At 32.0% G+C, this 19,296-nt stretch carries 20 protein-coding genes and 1 tRNA gene; 6 read left to right on the top strand and 15 right to left on the bottom strand.

What is annotated here, in order from left to right; all coding sequences use genetic code 11:
* Nucleotides 1–5 precede the first annotated feature (5 nt).
* Nucleotides 6–815, bottom strand: coding sequence for an SDR family oxidoreductase (locus tag Q0T35_RS01295; protein ID WP_293917144.1), 810 nt, complete (start codon nucleotides 813–815; stop codon nucleotides 6–8).
* A gap of 304 nt (nucleotides 816–1,119) precedes the next feature.
* On the opposite strand from Q0T35_RS01295, the gene ligA reads away from it, so the two are divergent.
* Entirely contained in the window at nucleotides 1,120–3,138 is a 2,019-nt protein-coding gene (ligA, locus tag Q0T35_RS01290) for an NAD-dependent DNA ligase LigA (RefSeq protein ID WP_295840563.1), read from the top strand.
* A 70-nt stretch (nucleotides 3,139–3,208) separates the two neighbouring features.
* Here ligA and hisIE read toward each other — a convergent pair whose 3' ends face one another.
* From hisIE to holA, 10 genes are all read right to left on the bottom strand, one after another.
* Complete coding sequence (hisIE, locus tag Q0T35_RS01285; RefSeq protein WP_293917141.1) at nucleotides 3,209–3,796, bottom strand: bifunctional phosphoribosyl-AMP cyclohydrolase/phosphoribosyl-ATP diphosphatase HisIE; 588 nt, start codon at nucleotides 3,794–3,796, stop codon at nucleotides 3,209–3,211.
* On the bottom strand, nucleotides 3,793–4,545 hold the full coding sequence (hisF, locus tag Q0T35_RS01280) for an imidazole glycerol phosphate synthase subunit HisF (RefSeq protein ID WP_293917139.1): 753 nt from the start codon (nucleotides 4,543–4,545) through the stop codon (nucleotides 3,793–3,795). Before hisF ends, hisIE begins: the two co-directional genes overlap by 4 nt.
* 92 nt (nucleotides 4,546–4,637) lie before the next feature.
* On the bottom strand, nucleotides 4,638–5,360 hold the full coding sequence (gene hisA / locus Q0T35_RS01275) for a 1-(5-phosphoribosyl)-5-[(5-phosphoribosylamino)methylideneamino]imidazole-4-carboxamide isomerase (protein ID WP_293917137.1): 723 nt from the start codon (nucleotides 5,358–5,360) through the stop codon (nucleotides 4,638–4,640).
* 83 nt (nucleotides 5,361–5,443) lie between these two features.
* Nucleotides 5,444–6,022 (bottom strand): imidazole glycerol phosphate synthase subunit HisH, encoded by a 579-nt coding sequence (hisH, locus tag Q0T35_RS01270; RefSeq protein WP_293917134.1) that lies wholly within the window; start codon nucleotides 6,020–6,022, stop codon nucleotides 5,444–5,446.
* A gap of 118 nt (nucleotides 6,023–6,140) precedes the next feature.
* Nucleotides 6,141–7,235, bottom strand: coding sequence for a bifunctional histidinol-phosphatase/imidazoleglycerol-phosphate dehydratase HisB (gene hisB / locus Q0T35_RS01265; RefSeq protein WP_293917131.1), 1,095 nt, complete (start codon nucleotides 7,233–7,235; stop codon nucleotides 6,141–6,143).
* Entirely contained in the window at nucleotides 7,232–8,269 is a 1,038-nt protein-coding gene (hisC, locus tag Q0T35_RS01260) for a histidinol-phosphate transaminase (protein ID WP_295809932.1), read from the bottom strand. The genes hisB and hisC overlap by 4 nt, the downstream gene beginning before the upstream one ends.
* A 71-nt stretch (nucleotides 8,270–8,340) precedes the next feature.
* Nucleotides 8,341–9,621, bottom strand: coding sequence for a histidinol dehydrogenase (gene hisD, locus Q0T35_RS01255; RefSeq protein ID WP_295840561.1), 1,281 nt, complete (start codon nucleotides 9,619–9,621; stop codon nucleotides 8,341–8,343).
* A gap of 68 nt (nucleotides 9,622–9,689) precedes the next feature.
* Entirely contained in the window at nucleotides 9,690–10,547 is an 858-nt protein-coding gene (gene hisG / locus Q0T35_RS01250; RefSeq protein ID WP_293916647.1) for an ATP phosphoribosyltransferase, read from the bottom strand.
* Nucleotides 10,548–10,873: 326 nt separating this feature from the next.
* Nucleotides 10,874–10,990, bottom strand: a complete 117-nt coding sequence (locus Q0T35_RS11090) for a hypothetical protein (protein WP_366937721.1) — start codon at nucleotides 10,988–10,990, stop codon at nucleotides 10,874–10,876.
* A 246-nt stretch (nucleotides 10,991–11,236) separates the two neighbouring features.
* The gene (gene holA, locus Q0T35_RS01245; protein WP_293916650.1) at nucleotides 11,237–12,247 is read right to left on the bottom strand and encodes a DNA polymerase III subunit delta; all 1,011 of its coding nucleotides are present in this window, start codon (nucleotides 12,245–12,247) and stop codon (nucleotides 11,237–11,239) included.
* Nucleotides 12,248–12,257: 10 nt separating this feature from the next.
* Here holA and Q0T35_RS01240 point away from each other — a divergent pair, with 10 nt between their 5' ends.
* Entirely contained in the window at nucleotides 12,258–12,701 is a 444-nt protein-coding gene (locus tag Q0T35_RS01240; protein WP_293916652.1) for a type I restriction enzyme HsdR N-terminal domain-containing protein, read from the top strand.
* Between the two features lie 37 nt (nucleotides 12,702–12,738).
* Here Q0T35_RS01240 and Q0T35_RS01235 read toward each other — a convergent pair whose 3' ends face one another.
* Nucleotides 12,739–13,956: an MFS transporter gene (locus tag Q0T35_RS01235; protein ID WP_293916654.1), complete on the bottom strand. Its 1,218-nt coding sequence runs from the start codon at nucleotides 13,954–13,956 to the stop codon at nucleotides 12,739–12,741.
* A gap of 187 nt (nucleotides 13,957–14,143) precedes the next feature.
* On the opposite strand from Q0T35_RS01235, the gene Q0T35_RS01230 reads away from it, so the two are divergent.
* The 4 genes from Q0T35_RS01230 (at nucleotide 14,144) to Q0T35_RS01215 (ending at nucleotide 17,808) form a co-directional block, all read left to right on the top strand.
* Complete coding sequence (locus tag Q0T35_RS01230) at nucleotides 14,144–14,554, top strand: hypothetical protein (protein WP_295809939.1); 411 nt, start codon at nucleotides 14,144–14,146, stop codon at nucleotides 14,552–14,554.
* Nucleotides 14,555–14,627: 73 nt separating this feature from the next.
* Complete coding sequence (locus tag Q0T35_RS01225; RefSeq protein WP_295840558.1) at nucleotides 14,628–15,701, top strand: 2Fe-2S iron-sulfur cluster-binding protein; 1,074 nt, start codon at nucleotides 14,628–14,630, stop codon at nucleotides 15,699–15,701.
* Nucleotides 15,702–15,878: 177 nt separating this feature from the next.
* The gene (locus tag Q0T35_RS01220; RefSeq protein WP_293916662.1) at nucleotides 15,879–17,057 is read left to right on the top strand and encodes an acetyl-CoA C-acyltransferase; all 1,179 of its coding nucleotides are present in this window, start codon (nucleotides 15,879–15,881) and stop codon (nucleotides 17,055–17,057) included.
* A 619-nt stretch (nucleotides 17,058–17,676) separates the two neighbouring features.
* Complete coding sequence (locus Q0T35_RS01215) at nucleotides 17,677–17,808, top strand: hypothetical protein (RefSeq protein WP_295840556.1); 132 nt, start codon at nucleotides 17,677–17,679, stop codon at nucleotides 17,806–17,808.
* Between the two features lie 34 nt (nucleotides 17,809–17,842).
* Here the strand turns inward: Q0T35_RS01215 and Q0T35_RS01210 are convergent.
* The 3 genes from Q0T35_RS01210 to metF all read right to left on the bottom strand — a co-directional run bounded on the left by Q0T35_RS01210 (nucleotide 17,843) and on the right by metF (nucleotide 19,276).
* A tRNA-Cys gene (locus Q0T35_RS01210) sits at nucleotides 17,843–17,913 on the bottom strand.
* 49 nt (nucleotides 17,914–17,962) lie between these two features.
* On the bottom strand, nucleotides 17,963–18,322 hold the full coding sequence (gene folB / locus Q0T35_RS01205) for a dihydroneopterin aldolase (protein WP_293916664.1): 360 nt from the start codon (nucleotides 18,320–18,322) through the stop codon (nucleotides 17,963–17,965).
* Nucleotides 18,323–19,276: a methylenetetrahydrofolate reductase [NAD(P)H] gene (gene metF, locus Q0T35_RS01200; protein ID WP_295840554.1), complete on the bottom strand. Its 954-nt coding sequence runs from the start codon at nucleotides 19,274–19,276 to the stop codon at nucleotides 18,323–18,325. It abuts the gene before it with no gap.
* Between the last annotated feature and the right edge of the window lie 20 nt (nucleotides 19,277–19,296).

Here is a 19,296-nt window from a genome sequence, read left to right as displayed (position 1 = left end):
ATTCATTATTTTTCATATCGTTTCATAACCCTTTCACTAACTCCTACGTTAGAGAATCCTCCGTCATGGAAAAGATTTTGTAGAGTAACCTTTTTCGTTAGATCGGAAAATAAAGTAATACAATAATTGGCACAATCTTCTGCGGTAGCATTACCTAACGGAGATATTTCATCAGCAAATTCAATAAATCCTCCAAAGCCTTTAACACCGTTTCCGGCAGTAGTAGGAGTTGGTGATTGCGAAATAGTATTTACCCTAACTTTCTTTCGTATACCCCATTCATATCCGAAACTTCTAGCGATACTTTCCAAAAAAGCTTTATTATCTGCCATATCATTGTATCCAGGAAAAGTTCTTTGTGCCGCAATATAAGAAAGAGCAACAATACTACCCCATTCGTTCATTGCGTCCTTATCCCAAGCTGTTTTCATCACTTTATGGAAAGAAACGGCAGATATATCCCATCCTTTAGTTAACCATTCGTAGTTTATATCTGTATATTCTTTATTTTTTCTGACATTAACGGACATTCCTATTGAATGTAAAATAAAATCAAGCTTTCCGAATTTTTCTAGAGCATGATCGAAAAGTTTGTTCAAATCTTCCATAGAAGTAGCATCTGCAGGGACTGTATCTGAGTTGGTTTTTTCAGCCAAAGCATTAAGCTCTCCTTTTCTAAGAGCAACTGGTGAATTAGTCAGGATAAATTCTGCTCCTTCTGCGTGGGCTTGTTCTGCAACTTTCCAAGCAATGGAGTTGGAATCTAACGCTCCGAAAATAATTCCCTTTTTTCCCTTTAATAATCCGTGAGACATAGTATTTATTTAAAAATGTTAACAGAACAAATTTATGTAAATAATTTAACATAGAGACGAAAAGTTTGTTATCTTATTTTGAGCTAAAAACAATAGGTTGATACTATTTAAATTCTATTCAATTATAATAGGTTATTACAAATAGATTAAAATTGAGCATGGTTTGTGCGTTTTATTATAAATTATCCAGGAATGTATTGATTTGATAGAATAGGATATAAATATATTTAGTGTACTAAATAGTATCCAGGTATTCTTTAAGATTTCATTCATTGTTTATAAATTTGAATAAATATTCTAAAAAATGAATAAAACTAAAGACAGAATTGATTTCTTAAGGAAGGAATTGACTGATTTAAATTATAAATATTATGTGTTAGATCAGTCGGAAGTATCCGATTATCAGTTTGATGTAATGATGGAAGAACTGAAAAAATTAGAAAAAGAAAATCCGGAATATGACAATCCCAATTCCCCTACACATAGAGTGGGAGGACAAATAACCAAAATTTTTCCGACTGTAAGACATGAAAGACGGATGTATTCTTTGGATAACAGTTATTCTTTTGACGATATTAAAGACTGGGCGGTTAGAATTTCGAAATCTATAAATGAAACAGTAGAATACGTCTGTGAACTTAAATACGATGGACTCTCAATTAGTATATTATATGAAAATGGGCAATTAGTACAAGCGGTAACCAGAGGAGATGGTTTTCAAGGAGATGATGTTACCCATAATGTTCGGACTATACGATCAGTTCCTCTTCATTTAAAAGGAAAATATCCGCAACGTTTTTACATAAGAGGAGAGATAATTATGCCTAAAAAGTCGTTAGAGAAGTTAAATGAAGATAGGAAAAAAGAAGGGCTTGAACCCTATGCGAATCCACGAAATACAGCCAGTGGAAGCTTAAAATTACAAGATAGTGAAGCTGTGGCTAAAAGAGGATTGGATTGCTACTTATACTATGTATTGACTGATGATAGAAAATACAGTACGCAATGGGATTCTTTGCAAAATGCAAAGGAGATGGGGTTTAAAGTAGGAAATTACGCCAAATTATGTTCTAACTTAGACGAAGTAACCAAATTTATTGAGTATTGGAATACTGAAAGATATAATTTACCTTTTGAAATAGACGGAGTTGTTATTAAAGTTAATTCAATATCTGAACAAGAAGAACTAGGATATACGGCTAAATCTCCACGTTGGGCTATTGCTTATAAATTTAAAGCTGAAAAAGTGGAAACTCAGTTATTAAGTGTTGATTATCAAGTAGGAAGGACAGGGGCGATTACTCCTGTAGCTAAATTAAAACCGGTATTGGTAGCTGGAACTACAGTGAAAAGAGCTTCTTTACATAATGAAGATTTTATTGCAAATATGGATTTGCGAATTAATGATAAGGTCTTTGTAGAAAAAGGAGGAGAAATTATTCCTAAAATAGTAGATGTAAATTATGATAAAAGGGAACCAGGTACCATAAAATTGGAATTTATTAAAAATTGTCCAGCATGTGGAACTCCTTTAGTTCGAGAAATAGGAGAAGCAGCACATTTTTGTCCTAATGAAAAAGCTTGTCCTCCTCAAGTAATGGGTAGGATGGAACACTTTGTTTCCAGAAGGGCCATGAATATTGACAGCGTAGGAGCGGAGACTGTATCCATGCTTTATGAAAATGGATTGGTTAAAGACATGTCAGATTTTTATACCTTGAAAAAAGAACAACTAATTGGGCTGGATAGGATGGCCGACAAGTCCGCACAAAATATCATTGACGGAATTGAAGACTCGAAAAAAATTCCTTTTGAAAAAGTTTTATATGCACTGGGAATTCGTCATGTAGGTGAAACTATGGCTAAAAAATTAGCTAAAAGATTTAAGTCTATTGACGGTTTACAAAAAGCTACATTAGAAGAATTGGAAAATACAGCAGATGTAGGAAATAAAATTGCTCTAAGCATACAAGAATATTTTGCAAATCCGGAGCATTTAATCCTTATTAAAAAGCTCAAAGATTCAGGATTACATTTCGAAACTGAAGATTCACAGGAGGAAGTTTCTCATATATTAGAAGGAAAGACATTTTTATTTACAGGAAAATTAACTGCTTTTACTAGAGATCATGCAGAAGAATTGGTAGAAAAAAATGGAGGTAGAAATATTTCTTCCGTTAGTAAAAATTTAAATTATTTGGTGGTAGGCGAAAAAGCAGGATCTAAATTAAAAAAAGCAGAACAATTAGGGACGGTAAAAATTATAAATGAATATCAATTCTTAGAATTATTTGAAAATGAGGGCATAAACCCCACCGAATAAGACCACTAAAATTATAACTTTTTATAAAATATAGCATGAACTGCAATAAACCATTGCAGTTCATGAATTATTAATGATTTCTATCGAACAATACTTCTTCAATATCTTCTAATCGAAAACCTTTTGCTTTTAATAAAATAAGATAATGATATAACAGATCTGCTGCCTCATTTTTAAACAAAATATCATCATTATCCTTAGCTTCAAGAACTACTTCAACCGCCTCTTCTCCAACTTTTTGAGCAACTTTATTAATTCCTTTCTCATAAAGCTGATACGTATACGATCCATTAACTTTTTCCTCAATACGTTTGTTAATAATGTCTTGTAATTTATACACAAATCCTTTAGTACTTTGTTCCTCAAAACAGGAATAACTGCCTGTATGGCAGGTAGGGCCTGCAGGAGAAGCCTTTATTAAAAGGGTATCACAATCACAATCAAGTTCGATCTTCTTTACCCATAAATAATTCTGAGAAGTTTCTCCTTTAGTCCATAAACGTTTTTTACTTCGGCTAAAAAAAGTAACTTTCCCTTCTTGTTTAGTTTTTTCAAAGGCTTCTTCATTCATATAGCCAAGCATGAGTACTTGTAAAGTAAGATCATCCTGAATAATGACAGGAATTAACCCGTTGCTTTTTTCAAAATTTATTTTCATCGAATAGGTATATTTTTAGTTTTTAAATATTTTTTTAATTCTTGGATAGGAATTTCATCAAAATGAAAAATACTAGCTGCAAGAGCTGCAGATGCTTTCGTATTTAAAAAAACATCAGCAAAATGTTCTTTAGCGCCAGCTCCCCCCGAGGCAATTACCGGAATATTTACCTCTTCTGCGATTGTTTGAGTAATATCAAGAGAAAATCCGCTTTTAGTACCATCATTATTCATGGAAGTAAGTAAAATCTCTCCGGCGCCCAGTTCTTCAGCTCTCTTTGCCCAGTCAAGCGTAGAAATAATAGTGGGAGTTCTTCCCCCATGTGTATAAACTTTCCATCCTGTTTTTTCTTTTTTGGTGTCAATGGCAACTACCACACATTGGCTACCAAATCGAGAAGCAATTTCAGAAATTAATTCCGGTCTTTTTACTGCTGAAGAATTGACACTAACCTTATCTGCACCGGCTTGAGTTAGTGAATAAACATCTTCTACAGAATTTATTCCTCCTCCAACCGTAAACGGAATGTTGATTTCATTAGCGATTTTCTCGACCAAGTGTAATAAGGTAGAACGATTTTCAATCGTTGCCGTAATATCAAGAAACACCAATTCATCTGCTCCTTGTTGTACATAAGCCTTAGCCAGCTCTACCGGATCTCCGGCATCAGTAAGGCTCACAAAGTTTATGCCCTTTACAGTTCTTCCATTTTTTATATCCAGACAGGGGATAATACGTTTTTTTAACACTTTATTATTTTTTATATAAGCAATTTCCGGCATTAAAATTTGATGAAAACATAAAAATAATCAAAAATGAGATTATTCTTATTTTTCCATAATTATTGTATTTGTAGAAATTGTTTAAGTTCATTTAATTTGATTTTACCTTCATAAATAGCCTTACCTATAATTGCTCCTTCACAGCCGATTTCTTTCAGCATATGTAAATCATCTAGGGAAGATACTCCGCCACTGGCAATAAGATTTATTGAGGAGGATTGAAGGATTTCATTATATAAATCTGTGGAAGGTCCTTTTAGAGTTCCATCCTTAGAAATATCCGTACAAATTACATAACGAATTCCTTTATTTTCATACTCTTTAATGAAATCCACGACTTCAAAAGAAGAAGACTCTGTCCAACCTTGTGTTGCTATCATTCGATGGTTGCAATCTGCACCTAAAATGATTTTGTCACTTCCAAAAGTAGAAAGCCAAGAAAGAAATAATTCTTGATTTTTTACAGCAATACTTCCTCCAGTAATTTGCGATGCACCGTTTTCAAAAGCAATCTTTAAATCTTCATCACTTTTCAATCCACCTCCAAAATCAATCTTTAAAGAAGTTTGTGAAGCTATTTTATACAGGGTCTTATAATTAATAATTCGATTGGATTTTGCTCCATCTAAATCTACAACGTGTAAAAACTGAATACCGATGTCCTCATATTCTTTTGCAGCATCTAATGGGTCTTCCCGATATACTTTTTCAGTAGAATAATTACCTTGGGTTAACCGTACGCATTTTCCATTAATAATATCTATAGCGGGTATAATTCTCATTTTTTTTAGGATTAAAATTATTTATAAGTAATAAAAAAAGACATAGGTAATCGTGAATTGATAGGTATCATAGTGAATAATAATTACAGTTCCATAAAACTCTTTAATATTTTATCTCCTACATCAGCCGATTTTTCAGGATGGAACTGAGTGGCAAAGAAATTATCTTTCTGTAAAGCTGCACTAAAAGGTAAAATATAAGTACAGGTGGCAGAGGTATTTTCACATAATTCAGCATAATAACTATGTACAAAATAGACATCTTCGTTATTCTCACTTTTGGTAAAAATATCACCCTTTAAATCATATAAGGTATTCCATCCCATATGCGGAACTATATCTGTAGAAGGAAATTTTCGTACGTTAACATTGAAGATATTAAGGCAATTCGTATCTCCTTCTTCCGAATGAGAGCACATCAATTGTTGCCCTAAACAGATACCTAGAAACGGGCGTGTAATGGATTTTATTAATATATCCATACCTCTATCTTGTAAATATGTCATAGCGCTTCCGGCTTCACCAACGCCGGGAAAAATTACTTTATCGGCATTTAGAATATCGCTCTTATTGTCTGTAACCATAGACTCAACCCCCAAGCGGGAAAGAGCATTCTGTACAGATTTTATGTTTCCGGCATTATATTTTATAATTGCTATCATTTTTTACGAACCATTAGAATTATATGAAACTATAAATTTTTAAAAAATTTTTAATTTTTTGATTTTAAAATATTGGGATCAAATGTTTAGAAGATAAAGACAAAAATGATAATTCGTATTATAGACTTCCTTTAGTACTTGGTATAGCAAAATTGGCATCGGTTTGCTTAACAGCCATTTTAATAGCTTTAGCAAAAGCTTTAAAAATAGCTTCTATTTTATGATGTTCATTAGTGCCTTCAGCTTTTATATTCAAATTACATTTAGAATTGTCGCTAAAAGACTTAAAAAAATGATAAAACATTTCAGTAGGCATTTCTCCAATTTTGTCTCTTGCGAACTCAGCTTCCCATACAATCCACGGACGTCCTCCAAAATCAATTCCAACTTGCGCCAGGCAGTCATCCATTGGTAAAAGAAACCCATATCTTTCAATTCCTTTTTTGCTTCCCAAGGCTTGTAACATTGCTTCACCTAATACAATACCGGTGTCTTCAATCGTATGATGTTCATCAACATTCAAATCGCCATCAACTTCAATATATAGATCCATATTCCCATGTTTAGCTATTTGTTCCAGCATATGGTCAAAAAAGCCTAATCCTGTAGAGATGGTACTTTTACCCGAACCATCCAAATTTATTTCCACAGAAATTTTAGTTTCTTTGGTATTACGGACTACCTTAACCTTACGAGGTTGTTTCTTTAAATATCGATAAATTTCTTCCCAACTTTGTGTTTGTAAATCTGCCTCGTTATTTTTTTCCATACCCATATATATAGAACGACAGCCTATATTCTTAGCAAGTTGTACGTCGGTTAGTCGATCTCCGATTACATAAGAATGAGCAAGGTCATAATTTCCTTTTAGATAATGAGTAAGCATTCCTGTTCCCGGTTTTCGAGTTGGAAGATTTTCGTGTTCAAAACTTTTATCTATTAGAATTTCTGAAAACTTTATTCCTTCATTCTCAAAAGCTTTTATGATTTTATTTTGTGCAGGCCAGAAAGTTTCCTCCGGAAAGGATTCGGTACCTAATCCATCCTGATTGGTAACCATAACCAATTCATAATCCATTTCGCGAAATATTCTGGAAAGGTTTTGAAATACTAAAGGATAAAACTCAAGTTTTTCTAAGCTATCTAGTTGATAATCTACAGGAGGCTCTATAACCAAAGTGCCGTCGCGATCTATAAATAATACTTTTTTCATAGGGTATCATTTAATGTTTGTAATGAATTGATTAATGTAAGATTTTCTTCAGGCGTTCCCACCGTTATGCGTAGACTGTCTTTAATTTTAGAAGACTGGTCTCGTACAATAATTCCCTTTTGTATAAGTTGGGTAAAAACTTGATCGACATGAGAAAATTCGACTAGAAGGAAATTAGTATCGGAAGGATATATTTTTGTAACTATAGAAAGTTTTTCCAATGCGGAGCGTAGCTTCTTTTTTTCTTCGAGAATAATAGATTTTCTTTTTTCAAATTCACTGTCTTGGTTCAGTGCTTCTATAGCAGCCTTTTGATTTAAAGCGCTTATGTTATAGGGATGTTTAACTTTATTTAACAACTGAATGATTTCCGGATTGGCATAAGCCATACCAATTCGTACGCCTGCTATTCCCCAAGCTTTGCTTAAGGTTTGGAAAATTACCAAGTGTGGATAGCGATTGATTTTATCTATATATGACCTTTGATCGGTAAATTCTATATAGGCCTCATCTACAGCTACGATTCCGTTAAAATTATCCAATATATAATCTATATCTTTTGGATTCATTACATTTCCAGTTGGATTATTAGGCGTGCAAATTACAATTACCTTTAGGTTTTCATCTGTAATATATTTTTTAATTTCTTCTGTGTTAATTTGAAAATCGGATGTGAGGGGGATGTCTATGACCTCTACATCGTTTAGTTCAGCTGCAACCTGATACATTCCGAATGTAGGGCTGAAAAACATCACTTTATCTTTGCCGGGATTGCAAAATACTCGATAAATATGGTCAATAATTTCATCACTTCCGTTACCAACAAAAATTTTTTCAGCATCAACATTTTTAAGTTCACTTAATTTTTGTTTTAATTCCCTTTGATAAGGATCGGGATATCGATTGTTATTACCAAAAGGATTTTCATTAGCATCTAAAAAAATTCCTTGAATTCCTCCCGATTCATCTCTTGCAGATGAATAAGGATGCATGTTAAGTACATTTGAACGGGCTAGCTGATTTATATTTTTCATGGGTATAATTGATTGAGTTATAAGCGTAAATTTTTTAATAAATTTTAATAATGCACATTGTCTTAGTTTATTTAGCTATGCTTTAACCGTATGCTTACAGCGTTTTTATGAGCTTGTAATTCTTCAGCTTCAGCCATTAGCTCTATAGTTTTTCCAATGCGTTGAAGGCCATCTTTACTAAGTTCTTGAAAAGTAATTTTTTTTAAGAAACTGTCCAGAGAAACTCCGCTATAATTACGAGCATACCCATGGGTAGGCAATGTGTGGTTTGTGCCACTGGCATAATCTCCGGCGCTTTCACAACTATATTTACCTAAAAAAACAGATCCTGCATTTTCAACATGTTTTGTATATTGTTTTGCATTAATAATGGTTAAAATTAAGTGCTCCGGTGCATAAAGATTACTGAATTGGAAGCATTCATCCAAAGAATTAAATAATATGCCTACGCTATTATCCAGTGCTTTTTTCGCAATTTCTTTCCGCGGAAGATCTTCCAATTGAATCTTTATAGCATCTAAAGTATCGTGTAATATTTGTTCATCTGTAGTAAGAAATAAAACCTGGCTATCAGTACCGTGCTCTGCCTGAGAGAGTAAATCTGCGGCAATATATTCAGGGTTAGCAGAAGAATCTGCAATTACAAGCACTTCACTAGGACCAGCCGGAAGATCTATGCAGACTTTGAATTCTTGAGCATATTGTTTTGCTGCAGTGACATATTGGTTACCGGGACCAAAAATCTTATATACGGATGTAATGGATTCAGTTCCTAGTGTTAACGCAGCTATAGCTTGAACTCCTCCAACTTTATAAATCTCAGTAATTCCAATTTCTTTTGCAGCAAAAAGAATAGCAGGATGTATTTTTCCCTCTTGGTTAGGAGGTGTACATAAGATTATTTCTTTACAACCGGCAATTTTAGCAGGAATTCCTAGCATGAGTGCGGTTGAAAAAAGGGGAGCAGAGCCTCCGGGAATATACAATCCAACTTTTTCTATAGCCCGAGATTCTCTCCAACATTCTACGCCGGGTTGTGTTTCGATTATTTCTTTCTCCTCTTTTTGAGAGAGATGGAATTTTTCAATGTTATTTTTTGCTTGTATGATTGCTTCTTTTAATTCGGTAGAAACTAATTCATCCGCTTCCAATAGTTCTTCTTCAGAAACTTTGAGAGTTGTAAGGACTACCTTGTCAAACTGAAGCGTATATTTTTTCAATGCCGCATCTCCTTCATTTTTTATGTCCGTAAAAACTTTTTCAATTGTTTCCCGAAGGGAACTTTTCTCGTTTTCCGGTCTTTGAGTCAAACGTAACCAATCATTTGTATGAGGATATTTTATAATTTTCATATTGTAAATTTGGTAAAGATTAAAAGATATATTTTGATAATACTTTTATATTCCAATGAGTATAAATCTTATAGAATCATTTTTTCAATAGGAATAACTAAAATTCCTTGAGCACCATGTTCTTTTAATTGCTCAATGATATCCCAAAATTTATCTTCCTTAATTACTGAATGAATGCTACTCCATCCTTCTTTAGCCAAGGGTAAGATAGTAGGGCTTTTTATTCCAGGTAAAAGAGAAATAATATCTTTTACTTTTTCATTCGGGGCATTTAACAAAATGTACTTGTTTTCTCTAGAATGTAAAACCGATTGTATCCTAAACAGTAATTTTTGAAGAATTTGTTGTTTTTCTTCAGATAAATTTCTTGATTTTATAAGTACTGCTTCACTTTTGGTTACTATTTCTACTTCTTTTAATCCATTCATTAGAAGTGTACTTCCGGTACTAACAATATCGAATATGCAATTGGCTAAGCCTATTCCGGGCGCAATTTCTACACTTCCGCCTATTTCTTCTATCTCTACCGATAAATTATTCTTATCACAAAATTTCTTTAAAATTTTAGGATAGCTGGTTGCTATTTTTTTATTATTGAAATAAGAAATACCGGTATATGATTCTTCTTTAGGAATTGCTAAGCTCATACGACAATTTCCAAAACCTACTTTCTTTATAATTTCAATGTTGCGGTCTTTTTCCCAAACTTCGTTTTCTCCTAAAATTCCTATATCCGCTACATTTTGTTCCACATATTGTGGTATATCATCATCCCTGAGAAATAAAATTTCAATAGGAAAATTTGTAGAAACTGTTTTTAATTTTTGATTTCCATTCGGAATTTTTATTCCACATTCGCCTAATAAATCGAGTGATTTTTCACTTAAACGTCCGTTTTTTTGTATAGCTATTTTCAGTTTACCCATTAGTCATAGTTTATAATTTTCATTTGTATTTGAAATAGGTCTAAAAAAAAACCGCCCGAAAAATCAGGCGGCTATTATTTATTTTTTTCATTTTGCATAACAAAATTACTTACCTCACCTGATTGTAAGTGTGTAAATAATGATGATGAAAATGTAGTTGAATCATATTTTGTCTTTTTTATTGGAACAAATTTATAAAAAATATGGAACAGAAATAAAAATAAATTGTAAGAATATAGAATTTTGGCAATTTTTTATTCGTTTAACTTTTATATGGCACTCTGTTATTTTTATTTTGAAAAACATAGAATATTTAATAAATCTTATTAACTAAATTTATAATTTATATATAAACTATCGTATTTTCCTTCCATTGATTTTAAAAAGTCCTTAAAATGCTTTGTATTACTATGAGAAGTAGTAGCTTCCCGCGATTTCCATATTTCAAGTAAATAAAGTTAAATATTTTGATGCAGATTGTAGGAGATGTTTTCTTATCCTTTACGGGATTTGTCTGCTACGGAATATAAAATATTTTTTATTTCATCAAGATAATCAAGCTTTGCCTGAATCGTTGCAATAACTTTTAATTCTGACATGGTATTAATAAATCAAACAAATATAATTTGAATTATGTATATATTATTTATGTGGGTTTTTAATAATAGTAAATAGTTAGTTAAAATTAATTAATGAAGTATTTTATATAACATTTCCATTAAAATATCTTTAGAGGTTGCATGGGAAGAAACCTGTACTCCTTTTGATTTCATATCGGCGTCTCGCAAATAAGAAATACATGCAGTAGTCTTTTTTAAGGAATAATTTTTTATAGCGGTTAGATATTCATTGGCAAAAAAAGGATTAATTCGAAGTTCTTTTGCTATATTTTGAGGCGTTTTTACTGGCAAGGTATGAACAATGAGAATATTAGTAAATAAGCCGATTAAAGTTCCAAATGTCAATACGATAGGATTAGCTTTAGGGTTTTTCTCAAAGTAATCTATAATTTTATAAGCCTGTTTACTATTTTTCTCAACAATAGCTTTTCTTAACTCAAAATTGTTGTATTCTTTACTTATCCCAATATTACGTTCGATTATTTCAGGAGTAATTTTTTTAGAATTACCCAGAATTAATTTAAGTTTTTGAATTTCATTATCAATACGGGAAAGTTCTGTTCCTAAAAATTCAGCCAATAACATTCTGGATTTTTCATCAATTTCCAATCCGTAAGATTGGCATACTGTACCGATCCATGCCGGAACCTGGTTATCGTAGAGTTTTTCACTCGAAAAAATATATCCCTGCTTGGTAAGTAATTTAGTGAGACTTCTTCTTTTATCTAATGATTTATACTTATAATTTATAACTAATACAGTTGATTGTTGAGGGTTTTTGATATAATTTTCAAATGCTTCAGATTTTTCAAAAGGCAATCCTTTTGCCTCTTTAATTACTAAAAGCTGTTTATCGGCTCCCATAGGGAATTGTTTGGCTAATGAGATAAGTTGATCTAAGTCCGATTCCGTACCGTAAACAATGTTTTGGTTAAAAGCTTTCTCCTCTTCTTTTAATACATTTGCTTCAAGCAAATCGTTTATTTTATCTATATAAAAAGGCTCATCACCCTGTAAAAAATACACGGGTAAAAACTGTTTATTTTTAATATCTTTGACTAAATTATTGTACTCCTTCATAAATAGAATTATGGAACTTCCGGTTTTAAATTTTCCTAAAAAATATAACTTTCAAATAAAAGAGGATAAATCTGTTTGGTATATTTTTGACGAAGTTAGAAAAAAATGGTTAATTCTGACCCCGGAAGAATGGGTAAGACAACATATTATTTTTTTTATACAATCTGAAAAAAAAATTGCTAAATCAGCGTTTATTATTGAAAAAAAAATTGTGCTGAATCAGCAAACCAAACGATTGGATATATTGCTATATAAAAAATCTGAACCTTTTGTATTAGTTGAATGTAAAGCACCCGAAATTGCTCTTACACAAAGTACATTTGAGCAAGCGGCTCGTTACAACTCTCAAATTAAGTCAAAATATATTTTATTAACTAATGGGCTGAAACATATATATTTTGAGTACGACCGTATAAATAATGAATATAAGGTTGTAAATGACTTTATTTGGTGATAGATAAATAATTTATTTTTATAATTAAATAGACATATTAGTTTTTACTTATTTTTTTAGTGTTAGGCAAAAAGCTCGCAGCCAAACCTAATAAGGGAAGAAAAGAACAGAGATAATATACGTATTGAATTCCTGTTCTATCAGCTATTTTTCCTAAAATCGCTGACGCTATACCTGCAATTCCAAAAGCTAGACCAAAAAAGAGCCCTCCAATGAGTCCCACTTTTCCGGGCACTAATTCTTGAGCATAAATAAGTATTGCTGAAAAAGCAGATGATAAAATTAACCCTATAATTATACTTAAAATACAGGTCCAAGTAAGATTGGCATAGGGCATGATGAGGGCAAAAGGCGCAGTGCCCAAGATGGAAAACCAAATTACGTATTTTCTTCCGATGCGATCACCTACCGGTCCTCCGATAACAGTGCCTGCTGCAATCGCAAATAAGAAGGCGAATAAATATAATTGAGCCTCATCAATACTTATCCCAAATTTATTAATAAGATAAAAGGTGTAATAGCTGTTGAGACTTGCCATGTAAACGTATTTTGAGAAAATGAGAACTAGTAAAATTCCTATAGCAAAAATCACTTTTGATCTTGGAAGGGATTTGTTTTCAATAGATTTATCATCTTTATCGTTTTTAGCTTGTTCCTTTTTAGCCTTTAAGAGGTATAAATTTTTCTTATACCATTTACAAATAATAAGCATAATTCCAATGCCTGCTATAGCTATGATTGCTAACCAACCAACATTTTTTTGTCCGTAAGGGGTTATAATCCATAAAGCAATTAAAGGACCTATAGAGCTGCCAAAATTTCCTCCAACTTGAAAAATAGATTGGGCTAATCCATGTTTGCCTCCAGATGCTAGATAGGCTAGGCGCGATGCTTCAGGATGAAATATAGAAGAACCTAAGCCTGTAAAAAAAACGGCCAATAATACATGAGTGAAGCTAGTAGCAACCGCCAAAGATATTACTCCTATCATACTAAAGGTCATGCCTATAGGTAAAGAGTAAGGTTGAGGGTGCTTGTCCGTTATTATTCCAATTACAGGTTGGAATAAAGAAGAAGACATTTGATAGACCAGCGTTATCAATCCGACTTGTGTAAATGTTAAGGCTAATGAATTCTTTAAAAGAGGATATATTGCAGGAATTACCGATTGTAGAGTATCATTAAACATATGGGATACGGCTAATAAAGATAATATGGTAAATACTGTTCCCGTCTGATGAGATGAATTTTTCATATTTACGTTAAAATCAAGAAATAACCGCAAATATATTATTAATTGTTCTAATTGGAATAGATTTGGATTATAAAAAGTTGATAAGCTATCATTTAAGCTATTTGTCCCTGTTTCAACTTTGTCGCTTCACTACCTTATTTTGCTAATGATAATAAAATGATAAATCAATAAAATAAATTTAGTTAATATGGAAAATAAATCAGGTTCGTGGAAAAAAACAATTATTATAATTTTACTCTTGATTAGTATTCTAGGCGTTGGAATTTTTTATGTGTATTACTATGTTCCCTATGGAGATAGCAGTGTTAAATCGGGACAATTAAATTATATCATGCACAAAGGAATTATTTTCAAAACCTATGAGGGTAAATTAATTCAGACAGGATTTAAATCAAGAGCTGCCGGCGGTATGCAATCCAATGAATTTGAATTCTCGGTTGATAACGAATATTTAGCCCATAGATTAATGAAGCTAACCGGAAAAGATGTCATCCTTCATTATAAGGAATATTTTGGAGCTTTGCCTTGGAGGGGCTATACTAAATACATTGTTGATAGTATTATTTCTTCTCAAGATCATACGGAACAAATGCCTTAATGGATTAGACTTTAAAAATTTAATTTTTTTAATTTAAATCCGGTATTTTTGCGTATCAAAAAGTAAGAAGATTATGCACTTTTATTCTTTATGCGTACAAAAATTAGAACTGCTTACTTCAAGAAGTATGAGAATAGATTTATCGATTCCCGACGAATTACAATCAATATTTAGATGGAAGCCCGGACAATTTATTCGTTTTAAGTTTGATATCGAAGGACAAAGCGTTGAAAGAGAATACTCCATCTGTACTGCGCCTTATGAGGGCTATCTCTCATTTGCTGTAAAAAAGACTCCCCATGCCTTTGTTTCAAAATATATACAAGAAAATATTAAAGAAGGTGATCAATTATTAGTTTCTGCCCCTATGGGAGCATTTGGGATTCCTTCCCGACCCAATGAAAAAAGGACTATAGTAGCTTTTGCGTCAGGTAGTGGCATTGCTCCTATTATGAGCATTTGTAAAGATACTTTATACCATGAACCAGCTGTTCAATTATATCTTTTTTATGGCAATACTAATGAAGAACAAACTATTTTCAAAGATGAACTAATTAACTTAAATCAAGAGTATCCACAAAATTTCTTCCCTCATTTTTTTTATTCTCAACAGGAAGTGCAAGATAAGTTGTTTAACGGAAGATTAGATGAGCATAAAGTTAAATTGATTATTAATCAGATACTAGATTGGGATGAGGTAGATGAAGCTCTTATCTGTGGACCTAAAGATATGATAGTTACCCTTGCCAATGCTGTATATAAACACGGAATACCAAAAAAAAATATACATTACGAATTATATGAGCCCGTGGAAAAAGTTTTTTATGATGATAAAGTTAAGCGATCTACAGTTAAAGAAGTAAAGGTTACATATACATTTAAAAATACAAAGCAAACCATGAATTGGATAAATAATGGATCCTCTCTATTAAGAGCCTTATTAGACAGCGGAGTGGATGCGCCTTATTCATGTAAAGGAGGAATTTGTGGAGCTTGTATATGTACTTTGAAAGAAGGAGATGTTTATGTAGATGAAAATTTAGTTTTAACTGAGAATGATCTAAAGAATGGTAAGATTCTAACCTGTATGGCTCATCCTAAATCTGAAAAATTAATCATTAATCTGGATCAAAATACAATGAAATAATTATTCATTTTTAGCGCTAGTTATTTGTAAAATTGGAGTTCATTCTTATAATTAATAACTGATTTTTAGTTTTAATGATAGTATAAAGCATTATACTAATTATTTTTTTAATTAAAAGAAGTATATTTACCAAAAGTCAACGGAAAAACGGAAATTAAAATACTTTACCATTAAAAAATGAAAGAAATTGTTATTGTGTCTGCCGCGAGAACACCCATCGGAAGTTTTTTAGGCAGTCTATCAAGCCTTTCAGCAGTGCAGTTAGGAGCAGCGGCTATTGAAGGAGCATTACATAAAATTAAATTAGATAAATCCCTGATTGATGAAGTATTTATGGGCAATGTTTTACAGGCTAATGTTGGTCAAGCTCCTGCAAAACAAGCCTCTTTAGGTGCCGGAATACCTAACAAGGTTCCTTGTACAACCATAAATAAAGTTTGCGCTTCAGGAATGAAGGCTGTAATTTCAGGTGCACAATCCATTCTAGCAGGAGATAATGAAATAGTCATAGCCGGTGGAATGGAATCTATGTCTCAGGTTCCTTATTATATCACTAATGGCAGGAAGGGAAATAAATTCGGAGATCAGAAACTTGTGGATGGATTGATCAAGGATGGCCTTACCAATGTATATGATCGTAACCATATGGGAATCTGTGCAGATTCCTGTGCAGAAGAATACTCCATATCTAGAGAAGAACAAGATTCATTTGCAATTCAATCATATACTCGTGCTGAATTAGCTTGGAAATCAGGTAAATTTAAGGAAGAAGTAGTACCAGTTACAGTATATCAAAGAAAAAAAGATCCTGTACTTATCACAGAAGATGAAGAATATAAAAATGTAAATTTTGATAAGCTGAAGCAGCTAGTTCCGGTTTTTCAAAAAGAAGGAACTGTTACAGCAGCTAATGCATCTACTTTAAATGATGGAGCTTCAGCTTTAGTAATAATGACAGCAGAAAAAGCTAAAGAATTAGAGTTGAAACCTCTTGCTAGAATTATAGGATATGCAGATGCAGCTTGTGAACCTGAAAAATTTACGGTGGCTCCTTCATTAGCATTACCGTTAGCACTTAAAAAAGCTAATATAACCTTACATGATATAGATTATTTTGAATTTAATGAAGCATTCTCTGTAGTTGGATTAGCTAATTCAAAAATTTTAAATATTGATTTGTCAAAAGTAAATGTAAATGGAGGAGCAGTTTCTTTAGGTCATCCTTTAGGAAATAGTGGCGCACGTATTTTAGTTACCCTAATTAATGTATTAAAGCAAAATAATGGCAAGTATGGAGCTGCTGCAATTTGTAATGGAGGGGGAGGAGCAAGTGCTATGATTATAGAAAATATATAATTTTTACAAGATAAATAAAAAAGTTAGATTTCTCGAAAATCTAACTTTTTTATTTTTTATTCCGAATAAAGGAAGATTATCAAATTTTTTATACTTTGTAAGAGACAAGTTACTAATTGTTCTAGTAAAGAAATGTGACATCCTAATATATATTTGATATTGATTATCTTTAATTATTATTTATTTGAGCATGTCATGTATATGATTTAATAGTTAAAAATATTATTCAAATACAGAAGCATATAATCAATGATTTTTAAATTCCAAACTATATAATATTATCATCTGGGTTTATAATTTTTACATTTAATTAATTAGAAAAAAATTAAAGATCGATCAAAGAATGGATGAGTATAGTACCATACATTACTTTCAAAAAAGAAAAATAGGAAAATTTACATTTAATTTTTATAATGGAGCAATGAGTACTTTGCAATGCAAAAGAATGATCCAAGCCTTACAATATGTTAAAAATAAACAGATATGCTGGTTATTTAAGGAGAATATAAGTATATCTAAATTCTATTGAAGTAGCTGAAAATACTGGATAACCGGCTTAGAATAATATAAATGCGTTTGAGGAAGACTTCTATCTGTAAAGTTGAAAGAATTAGAACACATGAAAGAAGATATATTAAACGAAAGGAAGGATTTTTCTGAAAAAAAGAAATTTCTTTGTAATGAAGAAGAAAGCGTGTCAGACTCCAGAGAGATTAATTGCTACCTGAGCAAAAAACTAATATATATATAATATAAAAACCATCTCGAAGAGATGGTTTTTATTGAGGCTTCGAGCGGATTCGAACCGCTGTACAAGGTTTTGCAGACCTCTGCCTAGCCACTCGGCCACGAAGCCGTTTTATTGGACTGCAAATCTACAATTTTTTTTGAATAAAATTTAAAATCTAATAAAATTTCTTTTTAAAAGTTACTTTTACCTGATCTATATTTGCATTAACCGGTGGATTAACCTTTGCTACAGATACTTTAACGGCTGTAATCTTTTTACATTGCGTTTTTATTTCTTTAATAATACGATAAGCAACATGTTCCAATAAATGGGAACGTATAGCCATCTGATCCTTTACTATTTGCGTAATAATGCCATAATTAACGGTATCTTGAAGATTATCCGATCTTCCGGGTTTTTCCAAATTTAGCCATATTTTTACATTCACTATATAAAAAGAACCGATTTTCGCTTCTTCTTCTAAACAGCCGTGAAAGGCGTATATTTTTATATTTTTTAATTTTATTTTTTGCATTTAAAAAAGTTCTGTTGCAATTCTTCTAATATTTTCCGATCTACCCATTGAATAAAAATGTAGAACGGGTACCCCTTGTTTCATTAATTCTTTACATTGATTTATTGTCCATTCAACACCTACTTCATATACAGCTTTATTATCTTTACAGTTTTCTACAGCTTTAACCAATTCTTGAGGCATATCAATATGAAAAACGTTAGGAAGTATAGTAAGATGTTTTTTAATGGATATGGGTTTTATTCCTGGAATTATGGGTACTGTAATTCCTAGTTCTCTACATTTCTTTACAAAATCAAAATATTTTTTGTTATCGAAAAATAACTGGGTGACTATATAATTTCCTCCAGCATTAATTTTTTGTTTCAGATATCCTAAATCTGTATCTAAATTCGGACTTTCAAAATGTTTTTCCGGATATCCTGCAATACCGATGCAAAAGTTTGTAGCTCCATGGGCATATTCTTCATGTAGATATTTGCCTGAATTCATATGTTCAACCTGACTAACCAATTCATTTGCATAGGAATGCCCTTGCGGATGGGGCTTAAAAAAACCTTCACTTTTTATTGGGTCTCCTCGTAATACTAAAATATTATCAATTCCTAAAAAATTGAAATCTATTAGGATATTTTCTGTTTCTTCTTTATTGAATCCTCCGCATATTAGATGCGGTACTGCATCGACTTTATATTTTTGTTGGATAGCTGCACAAATTCCAACTGTTCCAGGACGTTTTCTTGTAATAATTTTTTGGATTGATCCATTGGGTAACTCCCTATATTCATATTCCTCTCTATGATAAGTGACATCAATGAAAGGAGGTTTAAATTCCATTAAGGGATCAATGTTAGAAAATATATTTTGTAGATCTTCACCTTTTTTCGGGGGGAGAATTTCAAAGGAAAATAACGTTTTTCCATTGGCATTCTTAATATGTTCTGTAACTTTCATGTTAATTAATTTGGGACAAA

It is taken from the genome of uncultured Apibacter sp., from assembly GCF_946479295.1.
Classification (GTDB): domain Bacteria; phylum Bacteroidota; class Bacteroidia; order Flavobacteriales; family Weeksellaceae; genus Apibacter.
This window is presented reverse-complemented; position numbering and strand designations above follow the sequence as displayed.